We start from the raw sequence: 23,165 nt of genomic DNA, 5'->3' as shown, positions 1-23,165 counted from the left end.
CCGGTTTCTCAATCGGGATCGGGCGGGGAAAGTCAAATCCCGCCGGCCGTCGCCCGCAGCCGCGCGAAGCCGGCATCGAGGTCCGATTTCAGGTCGGCGAGGTCTTCCAGGCCGATATGGAAGCGCAGCGTCGGCCCGCCCGGCTCCCAGCGGGTGGCGGTGCGGAAGCTCGTGCAGTCGAAGGGGATGCACAGGCTCTCGAAGCCGCCCCAGGAGAAGCCCATCCCGAAGAGTTCGAGCCCGTCGAGCATGGCGGCCACGGCCGCCTCCGGCACGGGCTTCAGCACCACGCCGAACAGGCCCGACGCCCCGGAGAAGTCCCGCTTCCACAGGGCGTGGCCGGGATCCTCCGGCAGGGCCGGATGGAGCACGCGCAGCACCTCCGGCCGGGCCTGGAGCCAGCGGGCGATGTCGAGGGCTTGGCGCTCGTGCTCGCGCAGGCGCAGGCCCATGGTGCGCATCCCGCGCAGGGCGAGGAACATGTCCTCCGGCCCGGCGCAGACCGAGAACTGGTGGTAGGTGCGGTTCAGCGCCGGCCAGTACTGGGCGTTGGCCGAGGTGAGGCCGAGGAGCAGGTCCGAGCCGCCGCTGAGATACTTGGTGCCCGCCTCCACCGCGATGTCGACGCCGCGCTCGTGCGGCGGGAACAGGAGGGGCGTCGCCCAGGTGTTGTCCATGATCACGCAGGCGCCCCGCGCATGCACCGCCTCGGCGATCGCGGGGATGTCCTGCATCTCGAAGGTGAGCGAGCCCGGCGCCTCGACCAGCACGGCCTTCGTGTTCCCGCGCATCAGGTCGGCGATGCCGGCGCCGACGAGCGGGTCGTAATAGGTGGTCTCGACGCCGAACCGGGCCAGCACCTCGTCGCAGAAGATGCGGGTCGGGCGGTAGGCCGAGTCGGTCACGAGGAGATGGTCCCCCGCCGAGACGGCGGCCATCAGGCCCATGGAGAGGGCGGCGAGGCCCGAGGGCGTCGCGACCGTGCCGGCGGCCCCGGCGATCTCGCTCCAGGCGTCGCAGAGCGCGTCCGAGGTCGGGGTGCCGTGGGTGCCGTAGGTGTAGCGCCCGCGCCGATGCTGGAGGTCGTCGTAGGTCGGGAACAGGACCGTGGAGCCGCGATAGATCGGCGTGTTGACGAAGCCGTGCTGCTCGGACGGATCGCGGCCCGCATGGACGAGGCGCGTGGCGGGGCCAAACCGCTTCTTCGAATCGGGCTTCGGCGTCAGGGACATCGGGACCATGGGTGAGGGTGAAGGGTTCCCGGCACGAAGCCGAGGCCGCCCTCCCCCGTCAAGACTTACGGTCAGTTGAACCGCACGCCGATCTCGCCGAGGCTGCGCCACACCACCTTGCAGGTCCAGGGATCACCGCCGGGATCGAGGGACAACGTGAAGGTCTCCGGCACATGCCCCGCCTCGGGCAGGAGCAGGCGGGCGCCCGCCGCCGAGATGTCCCGCACGATGCAGGCATGCTGCGCGCCCTCGCCCGCCACCACCCGTCCGGGGCGGTCGAGGGGTACCCGCTTTCCCTGCCTCGCGCTCATCGGGCTCGCTCCACCGCAACTCATGGGCGAATAATGGGGGAGCCGATCCTTAATGGGCCGTCCGGTCGATCTTCGGATTTTCTTGGTATCGGCCGAAAAGCGGGATGTCCGACGACTTTGCCTTAGCGGAGTGTTTGCGGCGGGTCGGATTGCTGTGCTTCATCGTAGGCCTGCATCCAGGCCTTGTAGTCCTCGGTGCCCTCGGCATAGGGGCACTCGCTCTTCGGCTTGCCGTAGAGTCGGGCGTTGCGGCCCTGGATGAAGGGGCTGTCGCTGGCGGTGGCCTGCACGTTCGACATGGGGTCTCGCGGGCGTCGGGGGTGGGGCTTCGTTAACGGCCACGGGCCTATTCTGTTGCCGTCCCGATCCCGTGTTCCCGAGTCCTGCGGCGTGCGTATCCTGCGTCCCTTCCTCGGCGGCCTCGTCGTCGCGCTGTCGACCGCCATCGTGGTCTTCGTCAGCGCCGACAGGCTCACCCATCTCGCGCCTCCGGCGCCGGTGGCCCGCGCCGTCGCCTTCGAACCTTCCGCGACGGGCTCGATCCCGGCGCCGCTCCCCGCTCCCGTGGCGATGCCCAAGAAGGCCGCGCCGGCGATCCCGAACGGCTACGACACCGAGCGGCTGCGCGCCCTGATGGCGGGCGATCCGATCATGCGGGGCCGGTAGGCCGGCCGAACCCCATCGAAGAGGGAAGCGTGGCAACACGCATCCCACCCTCACCCTCATCCTGAGGTGCGGCGGAGCCGCCTCGAAGGAGGGCTCCGGAAAGCGCTGCGATCCCTGGATCCCTCCTTCGAGGCCCGCCGGGGCGGGCACCTCAGGATGAGGTCGAGGGCGGGAATGGGCGGGACATCGGATTCCCCCGCCCCTCTCGTCATCGTGCCGTGCGGAACACCTGCAGGTCGAGGTCGCGCACCTTCTTGCGCAGGGTATTCCGGTTCACGCCGAGCAGTTCTGCCGCGCGGATCTGGTTGCCGCGCGTCGCCGCGAGGGCCGCGCCGATCAGCGGGCCTTCGATCTCCCGCAGAATGCGGTGATACAGGCCGGGCGGCGGCAGAGTGTCGCGGTAGCCCGAGAAATAGTCGGACAGGTGCCGCTCGACGGCGCTCGACAGGCTCTCCGATTCCCCAGCGGACTTGCGTCCTGCCCCATTCGTGCCCCCGGCCGCCGCCGGCTGCGCGAGCGGCAGGGTATCGAGTTCGGCCTCGATGACGGGGCCGGTGATCGTCTCCTGCGGGTAGAGGGCGGCGAGCCGGCGGACGAGGTTTTCCAACTCGCGGACGTTGCCCGGCCAGCGATAGCGCTTCAGCTTCTCCATCGCGTCGCCGTCGAGGGTCTTGCGGGTGAGACCCTCGCGCTCGACCAGCACGAAGAAGTGGCGGATGAGATCGGGCACGTCCTCCGAGCGCTCCCGCAGGGCGGGAAGCCGCAGCGGCACGACGTTCAGGCGGAAGAACAGATCCTCGCGGAAGATGCCCTGCTGGATCGAGACCCGCAGGTCCTTGTTGGTGGCCGCGATGATGCGCACGTTCGTGCGGATCGGGACCCGGCCGCCGACGGTGGTGTATTCGCCCTGCTGGAGGACGCGGAGCAGACGGGTCTGCGCCTCCATCGGCATGTCGCCGATCTCGTCGAGGAACAGCGTGCCGCCCTCGGCCTGCTCGAACCGGCCGGCCGAGCGCTGGAGCGCCCCGGTGAAGGCGCCCTTCTCGTGGCCGAACAATTCGGATTCGATGAGGTCGCGGGGGATCGCGGCCATGTTGACCGGCACGAACGGGCCGGTGCGGCGGCGGCCGTAATCGTGGAGCGCGCGCGCGACGAGTTCCTTGCCGGTGCCCGACTCGCCCGTGATCATCACGGTGAGGTCGGTGGGCATCAGCCGGGCCAGCGCCCGGTAGATCTCCTGCATGGCGGGCGAGCGGCCGACCAGCGGGATGTCCTCGTTCTCGGGCCCGGCCCCCTGCGCGGGTGCGCCGCGTGGCCGCGACAGGGCGCGGCCGACGATGGCGATCAGCTCCTTCAGGTCGAAGGGCTTGGGCAGGTATTCGTAGGCGCCGCGCTCCGAGGCGCGGATCGCGGTCATGAACGTGTTCTGCGCGCTCATCACGATGATCGGCAGTTCCGGCCGCACGCGCTTGATGCGCGGCAGCAGGTCGAACACGTTCTCGTCCGGCATCACCACGTCGGTGATGACGAGATCGCCCTCGCCTTGGGCGACCCAGCGCCAGAGGGTGGCGCAGTTGCCCGTGGAGCGGACCTCGTAGCCCGCCCGGGACAGCGCCTGGTTCAGGACGGTGCGGATGGCGGCGTCGTCGTCCGCGACGATGATGTGGCCGTTCGGCATGACTGTTACTCAGAACCTCCGGCAGGCATCCCGATCATGGCTCGACCGTCGGCTCGCGCCCGTCGCGTGCGCTCGACATCGGAAGGAGAATGCGGAACGTCGTCCGGCGTGGGGCGGGATCGCACTCGACGATCCCTCCATGGTCGCCGACGATCTTGGCGACCAAAGCAAGACCGAGGCCGGAACCCTGTGCTTTGGTGGTCACGAACGGGTCGAACATGTCGCTCAGCATCTCGGCGGAGATGCCGGGGCCGTTGTCCCGGATCGCCACCTCGATGGGCAGGCTCACCCGTTCCCGCGAGCCGGGGATCTGCAGCCGCAGGCCGGTGCGGAAGGCGGTCGCCAGGGTGATCTCGCCCTCCACCGCGTCCGGGCCGATGGCCTCGGCGGCGTTCTTGACGAGGTTGAGGATCACCTGAACCAGCTGGTCGCGGTTGCCGAGGACCGGCGGCAGCGAAGGGTCGTAGGTCTCGATGAAGCGGATGTGACGGGCAAAGCCCGACTGCGCCGAGCGCTTCACCTGATCGAGCACCCCGTGGACGTTCACCGGGCCGCGCTCGGCCGGGCGCTCGTCGCCGAACAGCTCCATCCGCTCCACGATGCGCACGATCCGGTCGGATTCGTCGCAGATCAGGCGGGTGAGCAGCCGGTCCTCCTCGGCGCCGGTGCTTTCCAGCAACTGCGCCGCGCCGCGGATGCCGGCGAGCGGGTTCTTGATCTCGTGGGCGAGCATCGCGCCGAGCGCCACCATCGAGCGGGCCGCGCCGCGATGGGTGAGCTGGCGGTTCATCTTGTCCGCGATGGTGCGCTCCTGGAGCATCATCACCACGGCGTCGCCCTCATCGAGGGGCGTCGCGAACACGTCGACGCTGCGCTCGGTGCCGAGGCGCGGCTGGGTCAGGTCCACCCGGTACTCGCTGACGCTCGCCCGGCGGCGGCGCACCTCGTTCACCAGGGAGATGATCGGCGAGCCGAACGGGATGATGTCGCGCAGGCGCCGCCGCTGCATCAGCCGCGCCGAGTATTCGAAGAACGCCTCCGCCGCATGGTTGCACTGGAGGATGCGCTCGTCCCCGCCGATGGTGAGCACCGGCAGCGGCAGGGCGTTGAGCACGGCCTCGCTGCCCGAGAGCTTGTAACCGGGAGGGGGAAAGTCGTCGCCGCTCACGCCGCTTCCCTCATCATGGGCTCCGCGCCCGCGAAGGCGCGCGTCAGGAGGGCGAGCGCCGCCTGCGGATCGGTGGTGGTCAGGAGCGCGGTGCGCTCCGTCCCGCTCAAGGCCCCGCCGGTCTCGGCATAGGCGGCGAGGTGCTTGCGCGCGTGGCGCACGCCCATCTGCGGCCCGTAGAGCGACAGCAGCCCTTCGTAATGCTCGACGGCCAGAGCGGCCTGCTCCGCACGGGTCGGGGACGGCGCCTCGCGGCCGGCGAGCGCCGCCGCCACCTGCCCCACGAGCCAGGGCCGCCCGGTCGCCGCCCGGCCGATCATCACCCCCGCCGCGCCCGAGGCGGACAGGCAGGCGCGGGCCTCGTCGAGGCCGGTGACGTCGCCGTTGGCGATGACGGGGATCGAGACGGCCTCGACGACCGCGCGGATCGCCGGCCAATCGGCCCGGCCCTTGTAGAATTGCTGGCGGGTGCGGCCGTGGACCGTCACCGCGTTGAGCCCCAGCCGCTCCGCGCGGGCGGCGAGGTCGGCGGCGTTGCGGCTCGCGTCGTCCCAGCCGAGGCGCATCTTCACCGTGACCGGGATCGCCACCGCCGCGCGCACGGCGGCGAGCAGGCGCTCGGCATGGTCGAGATCGCGCATCAGCGCCGAGCCGGAGGCGATGCCCGTCACGATCTTCGCCGGGCAGCCCATGTTCACGTCGATGGCGTCGGCGCCGTTCGCCTCCGCGAGGCGGGCGGCCTCGGCGAGCGGCGCGGCCTCGCAGCCCGCGAGCTGGACGATGTGGGTGTCGATGCCGGCCCCTTCCGCCCGAAGCGTCGCCTCGGCCGAGCCCTTCGCGAATTCCCGCGCGGCGACCATCTCGGAGACGACCGCGCTCGCCCCGCAGCGCAGGGCGATGCGGCGCATGTGCAGGTCCGTCACGCCGGACAGCGGCGCCAGCAGGCAGAGGGGTGGGTCCTCTGCCGAACGTCCGCGGCGCAGGGCGCCCAAATAATGGTCAGTCTTCATTCTGCTCAACAATGAGGCAAAGCGGGGCCGGACGCAAGCGCGGCCTTCGCGTTGATTTCGCCCCCTCCCCCGCTTAAACGCAGGGCACGTTTCACAGGTATGGCGCCGGCCGCGCGGCAGGTCTGCCGCCGTTCGAGCCGGGATCCCCACCGCCCCATGTCCGCCCCCGCAGAGAGTGAGAGCGTCGCCGCCATCGTCGTGGCGGCCGGGCGCGGCATCCGCATCGGCGGCGGGGTGCCCAAGCAATACCGGCGCGTCGGGGGGCAGGCGGTGCTCACCCGGACCTTCGCGGCGCTCGCCGCCCACCCGGCCATCGCGACGATCCAGCCGGTGATCGCCGCCGACGCGGCGGATTTCTTCCGCGAATGCCTCGAAGACCTCGACCCGGCGATTCGCGCCCGCATCGCCGAGCCCGTCGAGGGCGGCGCGACGCGGCAGATGTCGGTGCGCGCCGGGCTCGAAGCCCTGGCCGGGGGCGAGGCGCCTGCCATCGTCCTCGTCCACGACGCGGCGCGGCCCTTCATCCGGCCGGAGCTGATCGCGCGGGCGATCCGCGCCGGGCGGGATTACGGCGCCGCCGTGCCGGGCGTGGCCGTGACCGACACGGTCAAGCGCGTCGAGGAGATCGAGCCCGGCATCGGCCGCGTGGTCGAGACCCCGTCGCGGGAGACGTTGCGCGCGGTGCAGACGCCGCAATCCTTCGCCTTCGGCCCGCTCCTCGACGCCCACCGGGCGGCGGCGGCGCGGGATCTCCACGCCTTCACCGACGACGGGGCCCTCGCCGAATGGGCGGGCCTGTCCGTCGTGGTGTTCGCGGGCGACCTCGACAACCGCAAGATCACCCAGGCCGCCGACCTCATCGAGGCCGAGCGGGCCTTCTCAGCCGCCGCGCCGGAGCGCCAGCCATGACCCAGTATGTGACCCGCCTCGGCACGGGCTTCGACGTCCACGCTTTCACCGAGGGCGATCATGTCTGGCTCGGCGGCATCCGCATCCCGGCCGACCGGGGCGTGCTCGCCCATTCGGACGGGGACGTGGCCCTGCACGCCCTCACCGACGCCCTGCTCGGCGCCATCGCCGACGGCGACATCGGCACTCATTTTCCGCCCTCCGACGAAAAGTGGCGCGGTGCCTCGTCGGACCAGTTCCTGGCCCATGCCTGCGGGCTGGTGCGGGCGCGGGGCGGCCGGATCGACCATCTCGACATCACCGTGCTGGCCGAGGCCCCGCGCATCGGCAAGCACCGCGAGGAGATCCGCGCCCGCATCGCCGCCATCGCCGGGGTGCCCCTGAGCGCGGTGTCGATCAAGGCGACAACGACCGAGAAGCTCGGCTTCGTCGGCCGCGCCGAGGGCTTGGCCGCGCAGGCCGCCGCCACCGTGCGCCTGCCGGACGAGGAGGCGGGCGCCTGAGGGCGCCCCCGTCCCGCGTCACACCAGCAGCAGCACCGCCGCGACCAGCACCGCGCCGAAGGTGAGCAGGATGCCGCCGCCCCGGCAGGCGAACTGACGCGGGGAGTTGGCGGGGGCGAACATGCCCACCGGATGCAGCAGGCGCCCGACGAGCAGGGCGATCAGCAGGGCCTGGACGGTGGTGTGGCTGGCGCCGCGCCCTTCCAGCAGGCCGATCAGGATCAGCGCGATCGGCACGTACTCGCCGAAATTGGCTTGGCTGCGGATGCGCTTCTGCAGATCGGCATCGCCGCCGTCGCCGTGCAGGACGTTGCCCGAGAGGCGCCCGCCCATCACCCAGCCCGACAGGCCGAGATAGACCAGGGCGAGGATCGCCGCGTAATACGCCGTCGTTGCCGGAAAGATCATGAGGCCACCGTCTCCATGGTTGAGCAGCCCTGCAACGCGGGGCTAAGGTCGTAGCCTCCGCGACATAGGGCGCCTGCGGCCCAAGGAAGTCCTCGCCCGTGATCGACGATCCCGACCTCCTCGCCCGCGCGGACGCCCTCGTGGCGGCCTATGCGCGCGCCGGCCGCACCTGCGCCACGGCCGAATCCTGCACCGGCGGCCTCGTCGCCGCCCTGCTGACGGCGGTGCCGGGCTCCTCGGCGGTGGTGGAGCGCGGCTACGTCACCTATTCCAACGCGGCCAAGGCGGAGGCCATCGGCGTCGATCCGGCCCTGATCGCGCGCCACGGCGCGGTGAGCGAGCCGGTGGCCCGCGCCATGGCCGAGGGCGCGCGGGCGGCCTCCCGCGCCGACGTCGCGGTCGCCATCACCGGAATCGCCGGGCCGGGCGGCGGCAGCGCGGAGAAGCCCGTGGGGCTCGTCCACCTCGCCGTCGCCGGGCCGCACGGGACGCGCCACATCGCACGCCGCTACGGCGATCTCGGCCGGGCCGGCATCCGCCGCGCCGCCGTCGCCGACGCGCTCGGTCTCCTCGAAGGCGCGCTCGCGCCGGCCGAGTAGAGGACGACTGCGAGACTTTCGAGCGAAAACAGACAAGCGACCTTAACCACAATCGGACGCGAAGGCCGTGTTGTAAGGGATTATTCGATCCCGGTGGTGATACTGCCGGTGCATCCCGCTGTGACCACGATGCAGATCGATCTTCACACTCTCTACTTCCTGCTCGTCGGCACGCTGCTCACCGGGGCGGCGATGATGCTGTGGGAGCGGATGGCGCAGCCGTTCCGCGCGACGGAACTCGGCCTCTGGGCCTCCGGCTCCGTGATCTTCACGGCCGGCACCATCATGGCGATGAACCGCTTCAGCCTGCCCGGCATCACCGGGCTCGCGGCGGCCAACATCCTGTTCGTCTCGGGCTACCTGACGTGGCTGCACGGCGTGCGCCGGCTCGACGGGCCGGTCGGCGGGGTGCGCTGGTACGCGGCCCTGCTCCTCGGCCTCGCCCTGCTCTGGGCCGTGGCGGGGGTGCATTTCCCGGCGGCCTTCTGGAACCACGTCGCCGCGCTGCCCATCGCGGCGATCTGCGGCCTGACCGCCCTCGTCACCTCCCGCAGCCGGGCCCTGCGGCGCCTGCGCTCCCGGCCCCTCGCCGTGGCGATCCCCGCCGGGCACGCCGTGTTCTACTGCGCCCGCGCCTTCGTGGTGCCGCCGCTCGCCGCCGCCTACGGCGCCGACATCCTCTCGGTGGTCGCCAACATCACGATGTACGAGGCGGTGCTGTATTCCATCGCGGTGCCGATGACCTTCGTCTCCCTGGTCCGCGAGGAGGCGCAGGACCGCCTGCGCGCCGCCGCCCGGACGGATTACCTCACCGGCCTCTCGAACCGGCACGGCTTCTTCGAGCAGGGCGAGTTCATGCTGGCCGCGCGCGGCGGAGACGCCCCGGTCTCGCTGCTCGCCTTCGACCTCGACCACTTCAAGGCGATCAACGACCGCCACGGCCACGCGGCCGGCGACGCGGTGATCCGCCTGTTCGCCGTCGTGGTGCGCGATCTCATCCGTGACGTCGAGATACCGGACCCCGTGGTCGCGCGGCTCGGCGGGGAGGAGTTCGCGGCGCTGTTGCCGGGGCGTGGCCTCGCGGAGGCGCGCCGGATCGGCGAGGCGGTGGCTGCGCGGTTCGCGGAGACCTCCGTCGAGGGCATCCGGGCGACGGTGAGCGTCGGCCTCGCGGAGGCGCGGCCCGGCCGGGGCGATCTCGGCCAGCTTCTGGCCAACGCCGACCGGGCGCTCTACCGGGCGAAGGCCCTGGGGCGGAACCGCGTCGAGGTGGCGGGGCCGGCGGCGGCCTGAGCGGTCAGGCGGCGCCGTAGATCCGCGCCGCCCGCCCCTCGAAGGCATCGGTGAACTTGCGGAAGGCGCGGTCGAACATCGTGCCCATCAGCAGGCCGAGCGCCCGGCTCTTGAACTCGTAGGTGATGAAGAAGTCGACGTCGCAGGTGCCGCCCTCGGCCTCCTTGAACGTCCAGCGGTTCTCCAGATGCCGGAACGGGCCGTCGATGTATTCGGCCACGATCTTCCGCCCCCCGGGATCGAGGGAAACGCGGGTGGTGAACCGCTCGCGGATCGCCTTGTAGCCGACGCCCATCTCCGCGATCAGCACCTGCCCGCCCTCGGGCATGTCCTGGCGGCGGATGACGCGCAGCGACTCGCAGAGCGGCAGGAACTCGGGGTAGCGTTCGACGTCGGCGACGAGGTCGTACATCTGCTGGGCAGTGTGCCGCACCCGGCGCGTGACCCGGAAGGATGGCATTCCGAAAGGACTTTCCTCAGGCGGACAGCGCGGGCGACAGCTTGGCGAGCCGGGCCGCCTGAAGCCGGGCGAAATCCTCGCCGGCATGGTGGGACGAGCGCGTCAGCGGCGTCGCCGACACGAGGAGGAAACCCTTGGCGTAGGCCGTGGTTTCGTAACCCTTGAACTCGTCCGGCGGGACAAAACGCATCACCGCATGGTGCTTCTTCGACGGCTGGAGATACTGGCCGATGGTGAGGAAATCGACATCCGCCGAACGCAGGTCATCCATCAGTTGCAGCACCTCGTTCCGCTCCTCCCCGAGGCCGACCATGATGCCGGACTTGGTGAAGATCGTCGGATCGAGTTCCTTGACCCGCTGCAGCAGGCGCACCGAGTGGAAGTAGCGGGCGCCGGGGCGCACCGTCAGGTACTTCGAAGGCACCGTTTCCAAGTTGTGGTTGAACACGTCGGGCCGGGCCGCGACGACCGTTTCCAGGGCGCCGTCCTTGCGCAGGAAATCGGGGGTGAGGATCTCGACGGTGGTGCCGGGGCTCGCCCGGCGGATCGCCGCGATGGTGCGGGCGAAATGCCCGGCGCCGCCATCCTTGAGGTCGTCGCGGTCGACGGAGGTGATGACGACGTGGTGCAGGCCGAGCTTGGCGACCGAATCGCCGATCTTCTCCGGCTCGGCGGCGTCCAGGCCCTCCGGGAGGCCGGTGCGCACGTTGCAGAAGGCGCAGGCCCGCGTGCAGGTGTCGCCCATGATCATGAAGGTGGCGTGCCGCTTCTCCCAGCACTCGCCGATGTTCGGGCAGCCGGCCTCTTCGCAGACGGTGACGAGCCCGTGCTCGCGCACGATGGCCCGCGTCTCGCCCCAGGCCTTGGAGCCCGGCGCCTTCACGCGGATCCAGTCCGGCTTCTTCAGCGCGACCTGCTGGTCGGGCCGGTGCGCCTTTTCCGGGTGGCGCGGCGGCCGTGGGTCATTCTTGAGGATGTCGAGGACGACGGCCATGGGGAACCGGGTCGCGCCGGGGCGCGCATTCAGAAAGGATGCCGCTGACTTAGGCGCTTCGCGCCGCCGCCGCAAACGGGCGCGACGCTGGAGCGCGACCGAATGCGGGCGGTGTCACGGGGCCGGCGCGGTTCAGATCCCGAGCAGCCGCACGAACAATCCCGCCAGGATCGCCCCGATGGCCGGTCCCGCCACGGGGATCGGCGCGTAGCCCCAATCGGACGAACCCTTGCCCGCGATGGGGAGCACGGCGTGGGCGATGCGGGGCCCGAGGTCGCGGGCGGGGTTGATGGCGTAGCCGGTGGTGCCGCCGAGCGACAGGCCGATGCCCCAGACCAGCATCGCCACGAGGTAGGGCGCGACGCCGCGCGGGAAGGCGCCGGCATTGCCGGAGGTGCTCGCCACCAGGGCGGCGATGGTGAGGACCAGGAAGAAGGTGCCCACGATCTCGGAGATCATGTTGGCCGGCGCGTTGCGGATGGCCGGGCCGGTGCAGAACACGGCGAGCTTCAGGTCCGTCTCCGGCGTCTCCGCCCAGTGCGGCAGGTAATGCAGCCACACCAGCACCGCGCCGAGGAAGGCCCCGAGGAACTGCGCCGGCAGGTAGACCGCGAGCTTCGCATAATCGCCCGTGCTGATCGCCCCGCCGAGCGTCACTGCCGGGTTGATATGCGCGTCGGCGCTGCCGGTGGCATTCGCCACGAACACGCCTGCGAGCACCGCGAAGGCCCAGCCGGCGGTGATGCCGATCCAGCCCATCGCCTCGCCCTTGGAGCGCTTCAGCAGCGCCCCCGCCACCACACCGTCGCCGAGCACGATGAGCGTCATCGTGCCCAGCATCTCGCCCAGGAACGGCGATGCCATGACGTGTCTCCCCGTTGTTGCAGTCTTGTTCTGGTTCGTCGGCCGATCAGTCCTCGTCGGCCTTCCAGTCGAAGGAGCGCTCCACCGCCCGGCTCCACATGGCCGCGGTGGTCTCGCGGCGGGCGGCGTCCATCTGCGGCGTCCAGCGCCTGTCGACGCCCCAGTTGCGCTTGAGGTCGTCGAGGCCCTTCCAGTAGCCCACCGCGAGGCCGGCGACGTAGGCGGCGCCGAGCGCCGTCGTCTCCGAGACCTTCGGGCGGACGACCGGCACGTCGAGGATGTCGGCCTGGAACTGCATCAGCGTCCCGTTGGCGACCATGCCGCCATCGGCCCGCAGTTCCTTCACCGGGATGCCGGAATCCTTGGCCATCGCGGCCAGCACCTCGCGGGTCTGGAAGGCGGTCGCCTCCAGCACCGAGCGGGCGATGTGGCCCCGGTTGGCGTAGCGGGTGAGGCCGATGATCAGGCCGCGCGCGCCCTCGTTCCAGTGCGGCGCGTAGAGGCCCGAGAAGGCCGGCACGAAATAGACGCCGCCATTGTCCTCGACGGTGGCGGCCAGGGTCTCGACCTCGGCCGAGTCCTTGATCATGTGCAGGTTGTCGCGCAGCCACTGCACCAAGGCCCCGGTGATCGCGATGGAGCCTTCCAGCGCATAGACCGGCTTCTGCCCATCGAGGCGGTAGCCCAGCGTGGTGACGAGACCGGCCTTCGAGGGCACCGCCTCCTCGCCCGTGTTCATCAGCGCGAAGCAGCCGGTCCCGTAGGTGTTCTTGGCCTCGCCGGGGGTGAAGCAGGTCTGGCCGAACAGGGCCGCCTGCTGGTCGCCGAGGATGCCGGCGATGGGCACGCCCGCGAAATCGCCCACCGCGGCACCCTTGGCCTCGCCATAGACCTCGCTGGAGGAGACGATCCTCGGCAGCATCGCCCGGGGGATGCCGAATTCCTTGAGCATCCCCTCGTCCCAATCGAGGGACTTGAGGGACATCAGCTGTGTGCGGCTGGCATTGGTGACGTCGGTGGCGTGCAGGCCGCCCTCCGGGCCGCCGGTCAGGTTCCAGAGGAGCCAGGTGTCGATGTTGCCGAACAGCACATCGCCGGCTTCCGCCTTCTCGCGGGCGCCGTCCACGTGGTCGAGGAGCCAGCGCAGCTTCAGACCGGAGAAGTAGCTCGCCAGCGGCAGGCCGGTGAGGTCGCGAAACCGGTCGCGCCCGCCCTGGTGGGCGAATTCCGAGACGAGCCGGTCGTTGCGGGTGTCCTGCCAGACGAGGGCGTTGTGCAGAGGCTTGCCGGTCGTCCGGTCCCAGATGACCGTCGTCTCACGCTGGTTGGTGATGCCGATGGCCGCAAGGTCCTTCGGGGTGAGGTTGCCCTTGGCCAGGGCCTCCCGCATCACCTTCCGCGTCTTCGCCCAGATCTCGGCGGCGTCGTGCTCGACATGGCCCGGCGCCGGATAGATCTGCGCGTGTTCCTCCTGCGCGACCGTGATCACCGTGCCTTCCCGGTCGAAGACCATGAAGCGGGTGCTGGTCGTGCCCTGGTCGATGGCCCCGACGTAACGGCTCATCGTTTCCTCCTTGGTCGGTCCCCTCCGGTCTCAGGCCGGTTCGGGGTCGCGGGGTGTGGTGCGGTCAGGCCGCCACGGCGTGGCGGTCGAGATAGGTGGAGAGCCGTGCCGCGCTCTCCGGGCTCGTGCGCAGGCCGAGCTTCGAGCGGCGCCACAGGATGTCCTCGGCGCTCACCGCCCATTCGTGCTCGCGCAGGTAATCGACTTCCGCCGCCGTGAGGCCCCCGTCGAAGGTCTCGCCGAGATCGGCCATCGAGGCCGCGGTGCCGAGCAGGATCTCGACCTTCGTGCCGTAGGCGCGGGCGAGGCGCCGGGCCAACTCGTCCGGCAGGAAGGGGCGGCGGCGCTTCAGGTCCGCGAGGAACGTGTCGAAGTCGGCGTCCGGCATGTCGCCGCCGGGGAGGATGCCCTCCCCCGTCCAGGCGGGCTTCAGGCCGGGGAAATACGGCGCCAGCTTCTCCAGCGCGTGCTCGGCGAGGCGGCGATAGGTCGTGATCTTGCCGCCGAACACCGAGAGCACCGGCAGGCGCCCGCCCGCATCCTCGACATCGAGGACGTAGTCCCGCGTGACGGCCGAGGCGTTCTCCGCCGCGTCGTCGTAGAGGGGGCGCACGCCCGAATAGCTCCACACCACATCCGAGGGGCCGATCGCCGTCTTGAACGAGCGGTTGATGCAGGAGCAGAGGTAATCCGTCTCCTCGCCCGAAATCGAGACCGGGCCGGGCTCGCCGTCATAGGGCACGTCGGTGGTGCCGATGAGCGTAAAGTCCCGCTCGTAGGGAATGGCGAAGATGATGCGCTTGTCGGGCTGCTGCAGGATGTAGGCCTGATCGCCCTCGAACAGCTTGCGCACCACGATGTGGCTGCCCTTGATGAGCCGCACGGCGGCGCGGGAGTTGATGCCCAGCGTGCCGCCCAGCGTCTTGCTCACCCAGGGGCCGGCGGCGTTCACCACCGCCTTGGCGCGCACGGTGCGGTCGGTCCCGCTGCGCTCGTCGTGCAGCCGCGCCACCCAGAGATCGCCCTCCCGCCGCGCCGAGGCGACGCCGGTGCGGGTCAGGATCGTGGCGCCGCGCGTCTGCGCGTCCATGGCGTTCAGCACGACGAGGCGGCTGTCCTCCACCCAGCAATCCGAATAGAGGAAGCCCTTGGTCAGCCGGTCCTGCAGCGGGCGCCCGACAGGCGAGCGGTGCAGATCGACCGATTCCGAACCCGGCAGCGTTCGCAACCGCGCCAGGTGATCGTAGAGGAACAGGCCCATCCGCAGCAGCCACGCGGGGCGCAGACCCTTGTCGTGCGGCAGCACGAAGCGCAGCGGCCAGATGACGTGCGGCGCGAGGCGCAGCAGGCGCTCCCGCTCGGCCAGGGCCTCGCGGACGAGGCGGAACTCGTAATATTCGAGGTAGCGCAGGCCGCCGTGGATCAGCTTCGTCGAGGACGAGGAGGTGGACCCGGCCAGATCGCCCCGCTCCGCGAGCAGGACCGACAGGCCGCGACCGGCCGCATCGCGGGCGATGCCGGTGCCGTTGATCCCACCGCCGACGACGAGGAGATCGTAGACGTCGGGCTCTCCGCGTGGGGGCGAGGCGGTCGCCATGGGTTCCTCCGCTTGTTCGTTGGCGGGGATCCTAAACCCGATTCGGATTTTCGCAAGCGAAAATTGGATGTTCGCTATGGCTCATCGGCCACGGCCAGGGCGACGCCCTCCCGCTCCATCATGGCGGCGACGGCGGGCGGGGGAGGCCGGTCGGTGAAGAACGTGTCGATCTGCGAGAGGTGGCCCGCCTGCACCATCGGGCGCCGGGTGAACTTGGTGTGGTCGGCCACGAGGAAGGTGCGCTTGGCATGGGCGAGGATCGCCTGCGTGGCGCGGACCTCCTCGTAATCGTAATCGAGCAGCGCCCCGTCCGCGTCGATGCCGCTGATGCCGATCACGGCGACGTCCACCCGGAACTGGCCGAGCGTGTCGCTGGTCAATTGCCCGAGCACGGCACCATCGCGGTTGCGCACGGTGCCCCCGGCCACGACGATGCGGAAGGTCGTGGCGTCGGCGAGCGAGAGCGCGACGTGCAGGTTGTTGGTGATGACGCTGAGGTCGTCATGGCGGGTCAGCTCGCGGGCGACCGCCTCAGGCGTGGTGCCGATGTTGACGAAGACCGAGCAATGCGACGGGATCCGGCTCGCGGCGAGGCGGCCGATGCGCGTCTTCTCCGCGAGCAGCGTCACCCGCCGGTCGGCGTAGTCGATGTTCTCGACGCTGGAGGGCAGGCCGCCGCCGCCCCGGTAGCGTTCCAGGCGGCCCTCGGCGCTGAGTTCGTTGAGATCGCGGCGGATCGTCTGGACGGTGACGCCGAACTGACCGGCCAGGGCCTCGATGGTCATGAAGCCGCGCTGGCGCACGGCGGTGACGATGGCCTCGCGCCGCGCCTCGACGCCGCCCTCGCCCCGGTGCTCCACCGGCTGCGCCATCCGTTCCTCCCGCCCGGGTTGTTTTCGCTTCGCAACATAGCGGCGTTGCGCGGGTGCGCAAACGCGCCGTCCGGGGGCTTTGCGCGAAAAAAAGGCCCGCGAGGCGCGGGCCTGATCGGCTTACATGCCGTGGCGCATCGACCGGCGGTGATGCATCTTGCGGTGGTGCATGCGCTTGTGCATCCGGTGACGCTTCATCATCGGGCGGCCTTCCGCCATCGGGGCACCGGCCATCGGGGCGCCGGTCATCGGGGCATCGCCCATGCGGCGCTCCATACCGCCACGGGGGCCGCCGGCCTGCGCGCCGGACGTGTTGTAGGGCGAGCCGCCCTGGGCGAAGGCCGAGCCGGCGATCAGGGTGAGCGCCGCGGCGCCGAGCAGAATGCTCCTCATGGGTGTAGTCCTTCCATCTGCGAGCGCTCGCCACTCGCATGAACAGCGTCGCCGCGCCTCGCCAAAGCCCCTAACGAGGACATGGTTCCGCAGTTAAGACATTTTCGGTGGGCAATTGCCGATCAAGAAACGTCGGCTCACCCTGGGCCGTCTGGGGAGGCTGACGTGGCGGGCGAATCGACGGCCTATCTGATTCTGGACGTGGCCGGCACGGCCTGCGCCCTGCCCCGCGAGGCCGTCGCGGAGGTGCTGCCCCTGCCGGAGCTGCTGGCCGCGCCGGCCTCCGGCGGCTGGCTGCTCGGCCTCGTCAACCTCGGCGGGCGCCCCGTGCCGGTGCTCGACCTCGCCGCGCTGCTCGGCCTGCGCGCCGACGCCACCGGGCCAGGACTCTATGCCCATCTGATCCTGGCCCGCGACCGCTCCCTCGCGTGGCTCGTGGACCGGGTGGCGGATCTCAAGGCCGTCACGCCGGATGCGCACCGCGGGGCGGATCCGGAGGCGAGTCTGAACGGTTGCGTCGCATCTGGCCTCGTCATCAAGGACCGCCTCGTGCCCGCCCTCGACCCCGAGCGCCTTCTCACCCATGCCGAGCGTGCGCGCGTCGAGGGGCTGGCCCGTGCCGCCGCCGCGCGCCTGTCCGCCCTGCCCGATCCCGCTTCGGCCTGACCCCGGATGCGCCGGCCGGGCAAGCCCCGACCCGACCCCGCCGTCGAGCCCGCCTATGCCGCGCTCAAGGCGCGGATCATCGCGCGCACCGGCCACGCCTATTACAGCGACAAGGACGACCTGCTGCTGGAGCGCCTGTACCGCCGGATGCGGGCGACGGGAGCGCCCGATCTCGCGGGCTTCGCCGCCCTCCTCGACGAGCCGACCCAGGGCGAGGCGGAATGGGCGCGGCTCGAAGCCGAGATCACCATCGGGGAGACGTTCTTCTTCCGCTACAGCGAGCAGTTCACCGCCCTGCGCGGCACGATCCTGCCCGATCTCGTCGCCTCCCGCCGGTCGGAGAAGCGGCTGCGGATCTGGAGCGCGGGCTGCTCCACGGGGGCCGAGCCCTATTCCCTGGCGATCCTCGTGCGCGAGATCCTGGGCGAGGCGCTGCCCGAGTGGCGGGTGACGATCCTCGGCACCGACATCAGCGCGGAGGCCATCGCCACGGCGCGGGCGGCCGAATACGGGCGCTGGGCCCTGCGGACGATGCCGCCGGAGGAGCGCCTGCGCTACTTCACCCACCTGCCGCCGGAGCCGGGCCTGCGCCGTGAGGGCGGCTTCGCCCTGCGCCCGGAATTCCGGGCGATGGTCCGGTTCGCGCAAGGCAACCTGCTTAAGGTCGCCGAGCCTCCGGGTGGCGGCGAGGAGGGCTACGACCTCATCCTCTGCCGCAACGTGCTCATCTATTTCGACGCGGCCACCGTCACCCGCGTGGTCCACGGCCTCGGCCGGCGGCTGCGGCCGGAGGGCTGGCTCCTGCTGGGCCATGCCGAACCGAACCCGACCTTCTCGGCCTTCCTCGATCCGGTGAGCCTGCCGGGCACCGTCGCCTACCGGCCGGGCGGAAGCCCTGTGGCCGAGCCGGTGCTCCCCGTGCCGTTCATGCTTCCCGAACCGCCCGTCCTGGCGAGCGTCGAAAGGGCGGTCGAGGTCTCACGGCGAATCCTGGAGCCCTCCTTCGAGGCCGCTGACGCGGCACCTCAGGATGAGGTTGAGGTAGAGACCGAACAGGGGAACGAGGAGGCCGCCCCCCTCGACCGCGTGCGGATGCTGGCCGATGCCGGCGAGACCGGCGCGGCGTGGCGGGTCCTTCGGAAGGCCCTCGACGCGGATCCGACCCATGCGGGCTTGCGCTTTTATGAAGGGCTCATCGCCGTGAGCCTCGGGCGTGATGCGGAAGCGGAGCGGGCGCTGCGGGCCGCGCTCTACCTCGACCGTCATTTCGTGATGGCCCATTACCATCTCGGCCTGCTCCTCCTTGGCCTCGGCCGCAGGGTCGAGGCTGTCAGGGCCCTCGACAACGCCTTCGCCCTCAGCCAATCCCTTCCCCCCGACACGGTGCTGCCGGAAGGCGACGGGGCGCTGGCGCGTGATGTCGCGGCCGGCGTCTCCGCCGCGCTGGGCCGGAGCTTTGGGACGATGCGGGGGCAGGCCTGACCATGCGCGACGCGACGGAGCGCGATTTCACCCGCATCCGGGACATCAAGGCCGCGCGCACCCTCGCCCTCGCCCGCCGCGCGGAGGGCGCCGCCGCGCCGGAGCGGGCGACCTTTCCGTATCTCGTCTGCGTCTGCGGCGACGACCGGATCGGCCTGCCGCTCGCCAGCGTGGCGCAGGTCCTGCCCGGCCGTCCCTGCACCCCCGTGCCGGGGACGGCCCCCGCCCTCTCGGGCTATGTCGCCCTCTCGGGGAGGATCGTGCCGGTGATCGGCCTCGCCCGCGCCCTGGGGCGGCCCGACGCGTCGGACGGCACCCGCGACCACCTCGTGGTCCTGCGCCGGGAGCCGCCCGTCGCCCTCAGCGTCGGGCGCGCGCTCGCCATCGTGCGCGCCGTGCAGGACGGCGCCCAGCCCGAGGGCGAGGACGGCCCCCTGGGAAACGGCTCCGCATCCGCCTATGTCCCGGCCGCCGAGGGTAGCCCGGACTTCACCATCATCGACCCGGCGCAGGTGCTGCGTCGGGTGATCGCCTGACCCTCTGACCCTCCGGAGCCCGGCCCTGACCCTCTCGATCGGACGACGCATCCTCCTCGGCTTCTTCGCCGTCACGGCCGTGCTGGTGGCGCTGGGCCTCTATGCCATCGGGCAGGTCGGCGCCGTGCGCGAGACGACGGACCGCATCGTCGCGCGCGATCTGCTGATCATGCGCCAGCTCGACGAGCTCGGGAACCAGACCCGCGACCTCGGCGTGCTCCGGCGGGACGCGGTGATCGCCTCGCTCCTGAAGGCACAGGGGCGGCAGGCCCGCGAGGCGGATATCCTCACCCAGTGGCGCAAGAACAGCGCGGCCTCCGACAAGCTGTTCGGCGACTTGCTGCGTGAGGCCGGCGACTTCAAGAAGGCCGCCATCTCGGCCGACCGGGCGGCGACCTTCGAGAAGCTGGAGACCGCCCTGGCCCAGGCGAGCGACACGTTCCGCCGCTACCGCGACAGCGGCGAGCGGCAGATCCAGGCGGCGGTGGACGGCAACATCCAGGCGGTCGAGGACGGCAACGACGAACTCGGCCGGCAATACGCGGCGACCACGGGGGCGGTGGAGCGCGCCCGCGCCTCCCTCGAGGAGAGCGTCGCGGTGGGCCAGCGGGCGGCCACAGAGATCTACGAGCGCTCGCGCCTGTCGATCACCTTCACGCTGCTGGCGGCAGTGCTGCTCGCCTTCCTCGTGACCTACCTCGTCACCCGCGCCGTGGTGCGGCCGCTGAACACCGTGATGGCCTTCGTCGGCAAGGTCGGCGACGGCGATCTCACCGGGCGCCTGCGCCTCGGCGGGCAGGACGAGATCGCCCGCCTCGGGCGCACCCTCGACGGCATGGTCGAGAGCCTGTCGGACCTCGCCCGCACGAACCGGGCGGCGACGGCCGACCTGAACGCGGCGGCGGCCGAGATCCGCGCCTCGGCGCAGGAGCAGGCGGCCTCCGTCGAGGAACAGTTCGCCGCCGTGCAGGAGACCGCCGCCACGGTGGACGAGATCACCCATTCCGGCGCGCAGATCTCCAAGCGCGCGAGCGAGGTCATCGCCACCGCCCAGACCACGGCCAAGACCTCACGCCAGGGCCTGCGCGCGGTCTCGGACACCGCCCAGGCCATGGACGCGATCCGCGAGCAGGCCGAGGCGGTGGCCGGCAACATCGTCGGCGTCTCGGAGAAGACCCAGGCGATCGGCGAGATCATCGAGAGCGTCAACGACATCTCGGAGCGCACGCATCTGCTTGCGCTGAACGCGGCCATCGAGGCGGCGGCGGCGGGCGAGAGCGGGCGCAGCTTCGCGGTGGTGGCCTCGGAGATGAAGCTCCTCGCCGATCAGGCGAAGGCGGCCACGGGCCAGGTGCGGGCGATCCTCGGGGAGATCCAGCGGGGCATCAACACGTCGGTGATGCTGACGGAGGAGGCGGTGAAGCGTTCGGCGGTGGGCAAGACGCGCTCGGACACGACGCAGCGGACCATCGAGGAGATCACGGCGCGGTTCGAGGAGAACGTGCAGACGTTCCAGCAGATCGTGGCCTCGACGAACCAGCAGCAGCTCGGGATCGAGCAGGTGATGGGGGCGTTGCAGAACATCCGTCAGGCGAGCCAGCAGACGGCGGCGGGGACGCGGCAGGTCGAGACCGCCTCGGCCAACATGACCGAGCTCGCGCAGGCGCTGATGGCGCTCGCGGAGCGGTACCGCACCTGAAGGCGTAACCCATGCCGACGGACATCCGCCAGCTGCTCCTCGCGGCCTTCGACGTCGAGCACCGGGAGCACATCACGGCGATCCGGGCGGCGCTCCGCGCCGATGCGCCCGACTGGAACGATGTGTTCCGCCGGGCGCATAGCCTCAAGGGCGCCTCCCGCGCCGTGGACCTGCCCCCGGTGGAGGCGGTCTCGCACCGCCTGGAGACGCTGTTCGAGCGGGTCCGCACGGGGGGCATGGCCCTGGACCGCGAGGCGGCCTCGGCGGTGGAACTCGCCCTCGACCGGATCGAGGCCTATGTCGCGGGCCTCGACGGCGGCACCGGCCCCGACATGCCGGGCGATGCCCTCGACGCGCTGGGCCGGCTCCTCGGCCTGACCCCGAGCGCGCCCCCGCCCCCCGCCACCCCGGAACCGCCGCCCCCGCCGCCTCCCCCGCCAGCGCCCGCGCCTCAGCCCGCCCCGAAGAAGCCCGCGCCGGAGCGCCCGGCCGAGCCGCAGGAGCCCGCCACCGCCTTCCTGCGGGTGCCGGCGGAGACGGTGGCCGCGCTCCTGCGGGCGAGCGCCGACCTGTCCACGACCCTCTCCGCGAAGGCCTCGGTGGCCGAGGGGATGGGCCGGATCGCCGCCGCCCTGCGCGACCTTCAGGCCAAGGCCGATTCCCTCGATCAGGCCGGGCCGGGGCCGCGGGCGGTCGCCGCCGGGCTCGCGACCCTGGCGCGGGAGGCCGCCGAGCATGCGCGGCGGCAATCGGCCTCCCTCGGCGCCGTCGAGGGCGCGGCGGCGCGGGTGCGCGCCGAGACGGAACGCCTCGCCCTGGTACCGGCCGAGACGGTGCTCGGCCCCCTCGCCCGCACGATCCGCGACACGGCGCGGGAGCAGGGCCGCGAGGTCGACCTCGCCGTCACCGGCCTCGACATCCCGGTGGAGCGCGCGACCCTTCAGGCGCTCAAGGACCCCCTCCTCCACGCGCTCCGCAACGCCCTGAGCCATGCATGGCAACCGCCGGAGACCCGTCGCGCGGCGGGCAAGCCGGACACGCTCGGCCTCGTGCTGGAAGTCGCCCTGCGCGGCGGCCGGCTGCGGGTCGCGGTGCACGACGACGGGCCGGGGCCGGACCTCGGCCGGATCGAGGCGGTGGCGCGGGAGCGCGGCCTCCTCGCCCCCGAATCCACCCCCGACGCGGAGACGCTGTTACGCCTCGTCTTCGAGCCGGGCTTCTCCACGGCGGACGCCATCGACACCCTGTCGGGCCGGGGCTACGGCCTCTCGGTGGCCGCCGACGCCGCGCGCTCGCTCCAGGGCAGCGCCCGGCTGGAGCCCCGCTCCCCCGCCGGCACGAGCCTCGTGTTCAGCCTGCCCCTCTCGGCGGCGCGGCGCAGCCTGCTCCTCGTGGAAGCCGGCGGGCATACCTGCGCCCTGCCCTCGGCGGCGGTGGAACGCCTCGTGCGCCTGCCCCGCGCCGACCTGCCCCAGTCCATGGGCCGCACCGTCCTGCCCGCCGAGGACGACGGCGAGGCCCTGCCCGTCGCCGACCTCGCCGCGATGCTCGGCGCCGCGCCCGATCCCGACGCCGCGCGGCTGACCGCCATCGTCCTGCGCTCGGAGCATGGGCGGGCGGCGATCGCGGTCGATCGCCTGAGCGACGTGCGCTCCCTCCTCGTCCTGCCCGCGCCCGAGGTCGGGGGCGATTCCGGGCTGATCGGCGGCACCGCGATCCTGCCGGGGGACCGGCCTGTCCTCGTCCTCGACCCGGACGGCCTCGCCGAGCGTGCGGGAGCCGCCGGAACCCAGGGGCAGGCGCCACGTTCGGACCCGAACACCACGCCGAAACCCGGCGGGCGTGGCACCGGGCGCACGACGATCCTCGTCGTGGACGATTCGATCACCACCCGCACCTTGGAGAAGGGCATCTTGGAGGCGGCAGGCTACCGTGTCGTCGTCTGCGTGGACGGACAGGACGCCCTCGACCGGCTGCGCGCCGAGGTCGAGCCGGTGGATCTCGTGCTCGCCGACGTGGAGATGCCCCGCCTCGACGGGTTCGGCCTGCTCAAGGCCCTGCGTGCCGACGAGCGCTTCGCCCGCCTGCCCACGGTGCTGATGACCTCCCGCGGCGACGCCGAGGACGTGGCGCGCGGCCTCGACCTCGGGGCCGACGCCTACCTGACCAAGCAGAGCTTCGACCAGCGCAAGCTCCTCGACACGATCGGACAATTGCTGTGACCCGGCCCGTTTTCGCCCGAGAAGCTCCCGAAGGAGACC

22 protein-coding genes and 1 pseudogene are annotated in these 23,165 nt (G+C 71.6%); 9 read left to right on the top strand and 14 right to left on the bottom strand.

Going from position 1 to position 23,165, the window contains the following annotated elements; translation table 11 throughout:
* Window positions 1-32: 32 nt before the first annotated feature.
* The 3 genes from metC to ACXJ1Y_RS02795 form a co-directional block, all read right to left on the bottom strand.
* Window positions 33-1,232 (bottom strand): cystathionine beta-lyase, encoded by a 1,200-nt coding sequence (gene metC / locus ACXJ1Y_RS02805; protein WP_463848658.1) that lies wholly within the window; start codon window positions 1,230-1,232, stop codon window positions 33-35.
* 71 nt (window positions 1,233-1,303) lie between these two features.
* A complete protein-coding gene (locus ACXJ1Y_RS02800) occupies window positions 1,304-1,543 on the bottom strand; it encodes a PilZ domain-containing protein (RefSeq protein ID WP_463848657.1) in 240 nt (79 codons plus the stop codon).
* A gap of 122 nt (window positions 1,544-1,665) precedes the next feature.
* Entirely contained in the window at window positions 1,666-1,842 is a 177-nt protein-coding gene (locus ACXJ1Y_RS02795) for a ribosome modulation factor (protein ID WP_243956183.1), read from the bottom strand.
* A 91-nt stretch (window positions 1,843-1,933) separates the two neighbouring features.
* Here ACXJ1Y_RS02795 and ACXJ1Y_RS02790 point away from each other — a divergent pair, with 91 nt between their 5' ends.
* Window positions 1,934-2,209: a hypothetical protein gene (locus ACXJ1Y_RS02790; protein ID WP_463848656.1), complete on the top strand. Its 276-nt coding sequence runs from the start codon at window positions 1,934-1,936 to the stop codon at window positions 2,207-2,209.
* Between the two features lie 208 nt (window positions 2,210-2,417).
* Here ACXJ1Y_RS02790 and ntrC read toward each other — a convergent pair whose 3' ends face one another.
* Genes ntrC through dusB form a run of 3 tightly spaced genes read right to left on the bottom strand, consistent with a single transcriptional unit; the run spans window position 2,418 to window position 6,065 of the window.
* Complete coding sequence (gene ntrC / locus ACXJ1Y_RS02785) at window positions 2,418-3,887, bottom strand: nitrogen regulation protein NR(I) (protein WP_463848655.1); 1,470 nt, start codon at window positions 3,885-3,887, stop codon at window positions 2,418-2,420.
* A 34-nt stretch (window positions 3,888-3,921) separates the two neighbouring features.
* Window positions 3,922-5,055: a two-component system sensor histidine kinase NtrB gene (locus ACXJ1Y_RS02780; RefSeq protein ID WP_463848654.1), complete on the bottom strand. Its 1,134-nt coding sequence runs from the start codon at window positions 5,053-5,055 to the stop codon at window positions 3,922-3,924.
* Window positions 5,052-6,065 (bottom strand): tRNA dihydrouridine synthase DusB, encoded by a 1,014-nt coding sequence (gene dusB / locus ACXJ1Y_RS02775; RefSeq protein WP_463848653.1) that lies wholly within the window; start codon window positions 6,063-6,065, stop codon window positions 5,052-5,054. Before dusB ends, ACXJ1Y_RS02780 begins: the two co-directional genes overlap by 4 nt.
* A 156-nt stretch (window positions 6,066-6,221) precedes the next feature.
* Here dusB and ACXJ1Y_RS02770 point away from each other — a divergent pair.
* Window positions 6,222-7,477, top strand: a pseudogene (locus tag ACXJ1Y_RS02770) (bifunctional 2-C-methyl-D-erythritol 4-phosphate cytidylyltransferase/2-C-methyl-D-erythritol 2,4-cyclodiphosphate synthase).
* 18 nt (window positions 7,478-7,495) lie between these two features.
* On the opposite strand, the gene ACXJ1Y_RS02765 reads toward ACXJ1Y_RS02770, so the two are convergent.
* A complete protein-coding gene (locus tag ACXJ1Y_RS02765; protein WP_463848652.1) occupies window positions 7,496-7,885 on the bottom strand; it encodes an MAPEG family protein in 390 nt (129 codons plus the stop codon).
* 98 nt (window positions 7,886-7,983) lie between these two features.
* Here ACXJ1Y_RS02765 and ACXJ1Y_RS02760 point away from each other — a divergent pair, with 98 nt between their 5' ends.
* Together ACXJ1Y_RS02760 and ACXJ1Y_RS02755 are read left to right on the top strand one after the other, a co-directional pair.
* Window positions 7,984-8,484 carry a CinA family protein gene (locus ACXJ1Y_RS02760; protein WP_463848651.1) on the top strand — a complete coding sequence of 167 codons (501 nt, stop codon included), beginning with the start codon at window positions 7,984-7,986 and terminating at the stop codon, window positions 8,482-8,484.
* Between the two features lie 129 nt (window positions 8,485-8,613).
* Window positions 8,614-9,777: a GGDEF domain-containing protein gene (locus ACXJ1Y_RS02755; RefSeq protein ID WP_463848650.1), complete on the top strand. Its 1,164-nt coding sequence runs from the start codon at window positions 8,614-8,616 to the stop codon at window positions 9,775-9,777.
* Between the two features lie 4 nt (window positions 9,778-9,781).
* On the opposite strand, the gene ACXJ1Y_RS02750 is transcribed toward ACXJ1Y_RS02755, so the two are convergent.
* The 7 genes from ACXJ1Y_RS02750 to ACXJ1Y_RS02720 form a co-directional block, all read right to left on the bottom strand.
* Entirely contained in the window at window positions 9,782-10,237 is a 456-nt protein-coding gene (locus ACXJ1Y_RS02750; protein ID WP_463848649.1) for a type II toxin-antitoxin system RatA family toxin, read from the bottom strand.
* A 16-nt stretch (window positions 10,238-10,253) separates the two neighbouring features.
* Complete coding sequence (gene lipA / locus ACXJ1Y_RS02745; RefSeq protein ID WP_463848648.1) at window positions 10,254-11,231, bottom strand: lipoyl synthase; 978 nt, start codon at window positions 11,229-11,231, stop codon at window positions 10,254-10,256.
* A gap of 132 nt (window positions 11,232-11,363) precedes the next feature.
* Window positions 11,364-12,095: an MIP/aquaporin family protein gene (locus tag ACXJ1Y_RS02740; protein ID WP_463848647.1), complete on the bottom strand. Its 732-nt coding sequence runs from the start codon at window positions 12,093-12,095 to the stop codon at window positions 11,364-11,366.
* Between the two features lie 46 nt (window positions 12,096-12,141).
* Window positions 12,142-13,659, bottom strand: coding sequence for a glycerol kinase GlpK (gene glpK, locus ACXJ1Y_RS02735; protein WP_463848646.1), 1,518 nt, complete (start codon window positions 13,657-13,659; stop codon window positions 12,142-12,144).
* Between the two features lie 64 nt (window positions 13,660-13,723).
* Entirely contained in the window at window positions 13,724-15,256 is a 1,533-nt protein-coding gene (glpD, locus tag ACXJ1Y_RS02730) for a glycerol-3-phosphate dehydrogenase (RefSeq protein ID WP_463848645.1), read from the bottom strand.
* A gap of 74 nt (window positions 15,257-15,330) precedes the next feature.
* Window positions 15,331-16,128 carry a DeoR/GlpR family DNA-binding transcription regulator gene (locus ACXJ1Y_RS02725; protein WP_463848644.1) on the bottom strand — a complete coding sequence of 266 codons (798 nt, stop codon included), beginning with the start codon at window positions 16,126-16,128 and terminating at the stop codon, window positions 15,331-15,333.
* A gap of 120 nt (window positions 16,129-16,248) precedes the next feature.
* The gene (locus ACXJ1Y_RS02720) at window positions 16,249-16,521 is read right to left on the bottom strand and encodes a hypothetical protein (RefSeq protein ID WP_463848643.1); all 273 of its coding nucleotides are present in this window, start codon (window positions 16,519-16,521) and stop codon (window positions 16,249-16,251) included.
* Between the two features lie 165 nt (window positions 16,522-16,686).
* On the opposite strand from ACXJ1Y_RS02720, the gene ACXJ1Y_RS02715 reads away from it, so the two are divergent.
* The 5 genes from ACXJ1Y_RS02715 to ACXJ1Y_RS02695 are packed head-to-tail and all read left to right on the top strand — an operon-like array spanning window position 16,687 to window position 23,126.
* Window positions 16,687-17,187 (top strand): chemotaxis protein CheW, encoded by a 501-nt coding sequence (locus ACXJ1Y_RS02715; protein WP_463848642.1) that lies wholly within the window; start codon window positions 16,687-16,689, stop codon window positions 17,185-17,187.
* A 6-nt stretch (window positions 17,188-17,193) separates the two neighbouring features.
* Entirely contained in the window at window positions 17,194-18,669 is a 1,476-nt protein-coding gene (locus tag ACXJ1Y_RS02710; protein WP_463848641.1) for a CheR family methyltransferase, read from the top strand.
* A 2-nt stretch (window positions 18,670-18,671) separates the two neighbouring features.
* Window positions 18,672-19,205: a chemotaxis protein CheW gene (locus ACXJ1Y_RS02705; RefSeq protein WP_463848640.1), complete on the top strand. Its 534-nt coding sequence runs from the start codon at window positions 18,672-18,674 to the stop codon at window positions 19,203-19,205.
* Window positions 19,206-19,230: 25 nt separating this feature from the next.
* On the top strand, window positions 19,231-20,904 hold the full coding sequence (locus tag ACXJ1Y_RS02700) for a methyl-accepting chemotaxis protein (protein WP_463850015.1): 1,674 nt from the start codon (window positions 19,231-19,233) through the stop codon (window positions 20,902-20,904).
* Window positions 20,905-20,915: 11 nt separating this feature from the next.
* Window positions 20,916-23,126: a hybrid sensor histidine kinase/response regulator gene (locus ACXJ1Y_RS02695; RefSeq protein ID WP_463848639.1), complete on the top strand. Its 2,211-nt coding sequence runs from the start codon at window positions 20,916-20,918 to the stop codon at window positions 23,124-23,126.
* Window positions 23,127-23,165 lie beyond the last annotated feature (39 nt).

The organism is Methylobacterium sp. TK26, from assembly GCF_055361565.1.
The sequence above is the reverse complement of the archived record's forward strand: the minus strand, read 5'-3'. Positions and strand labels throughout refer to the sequence as shown.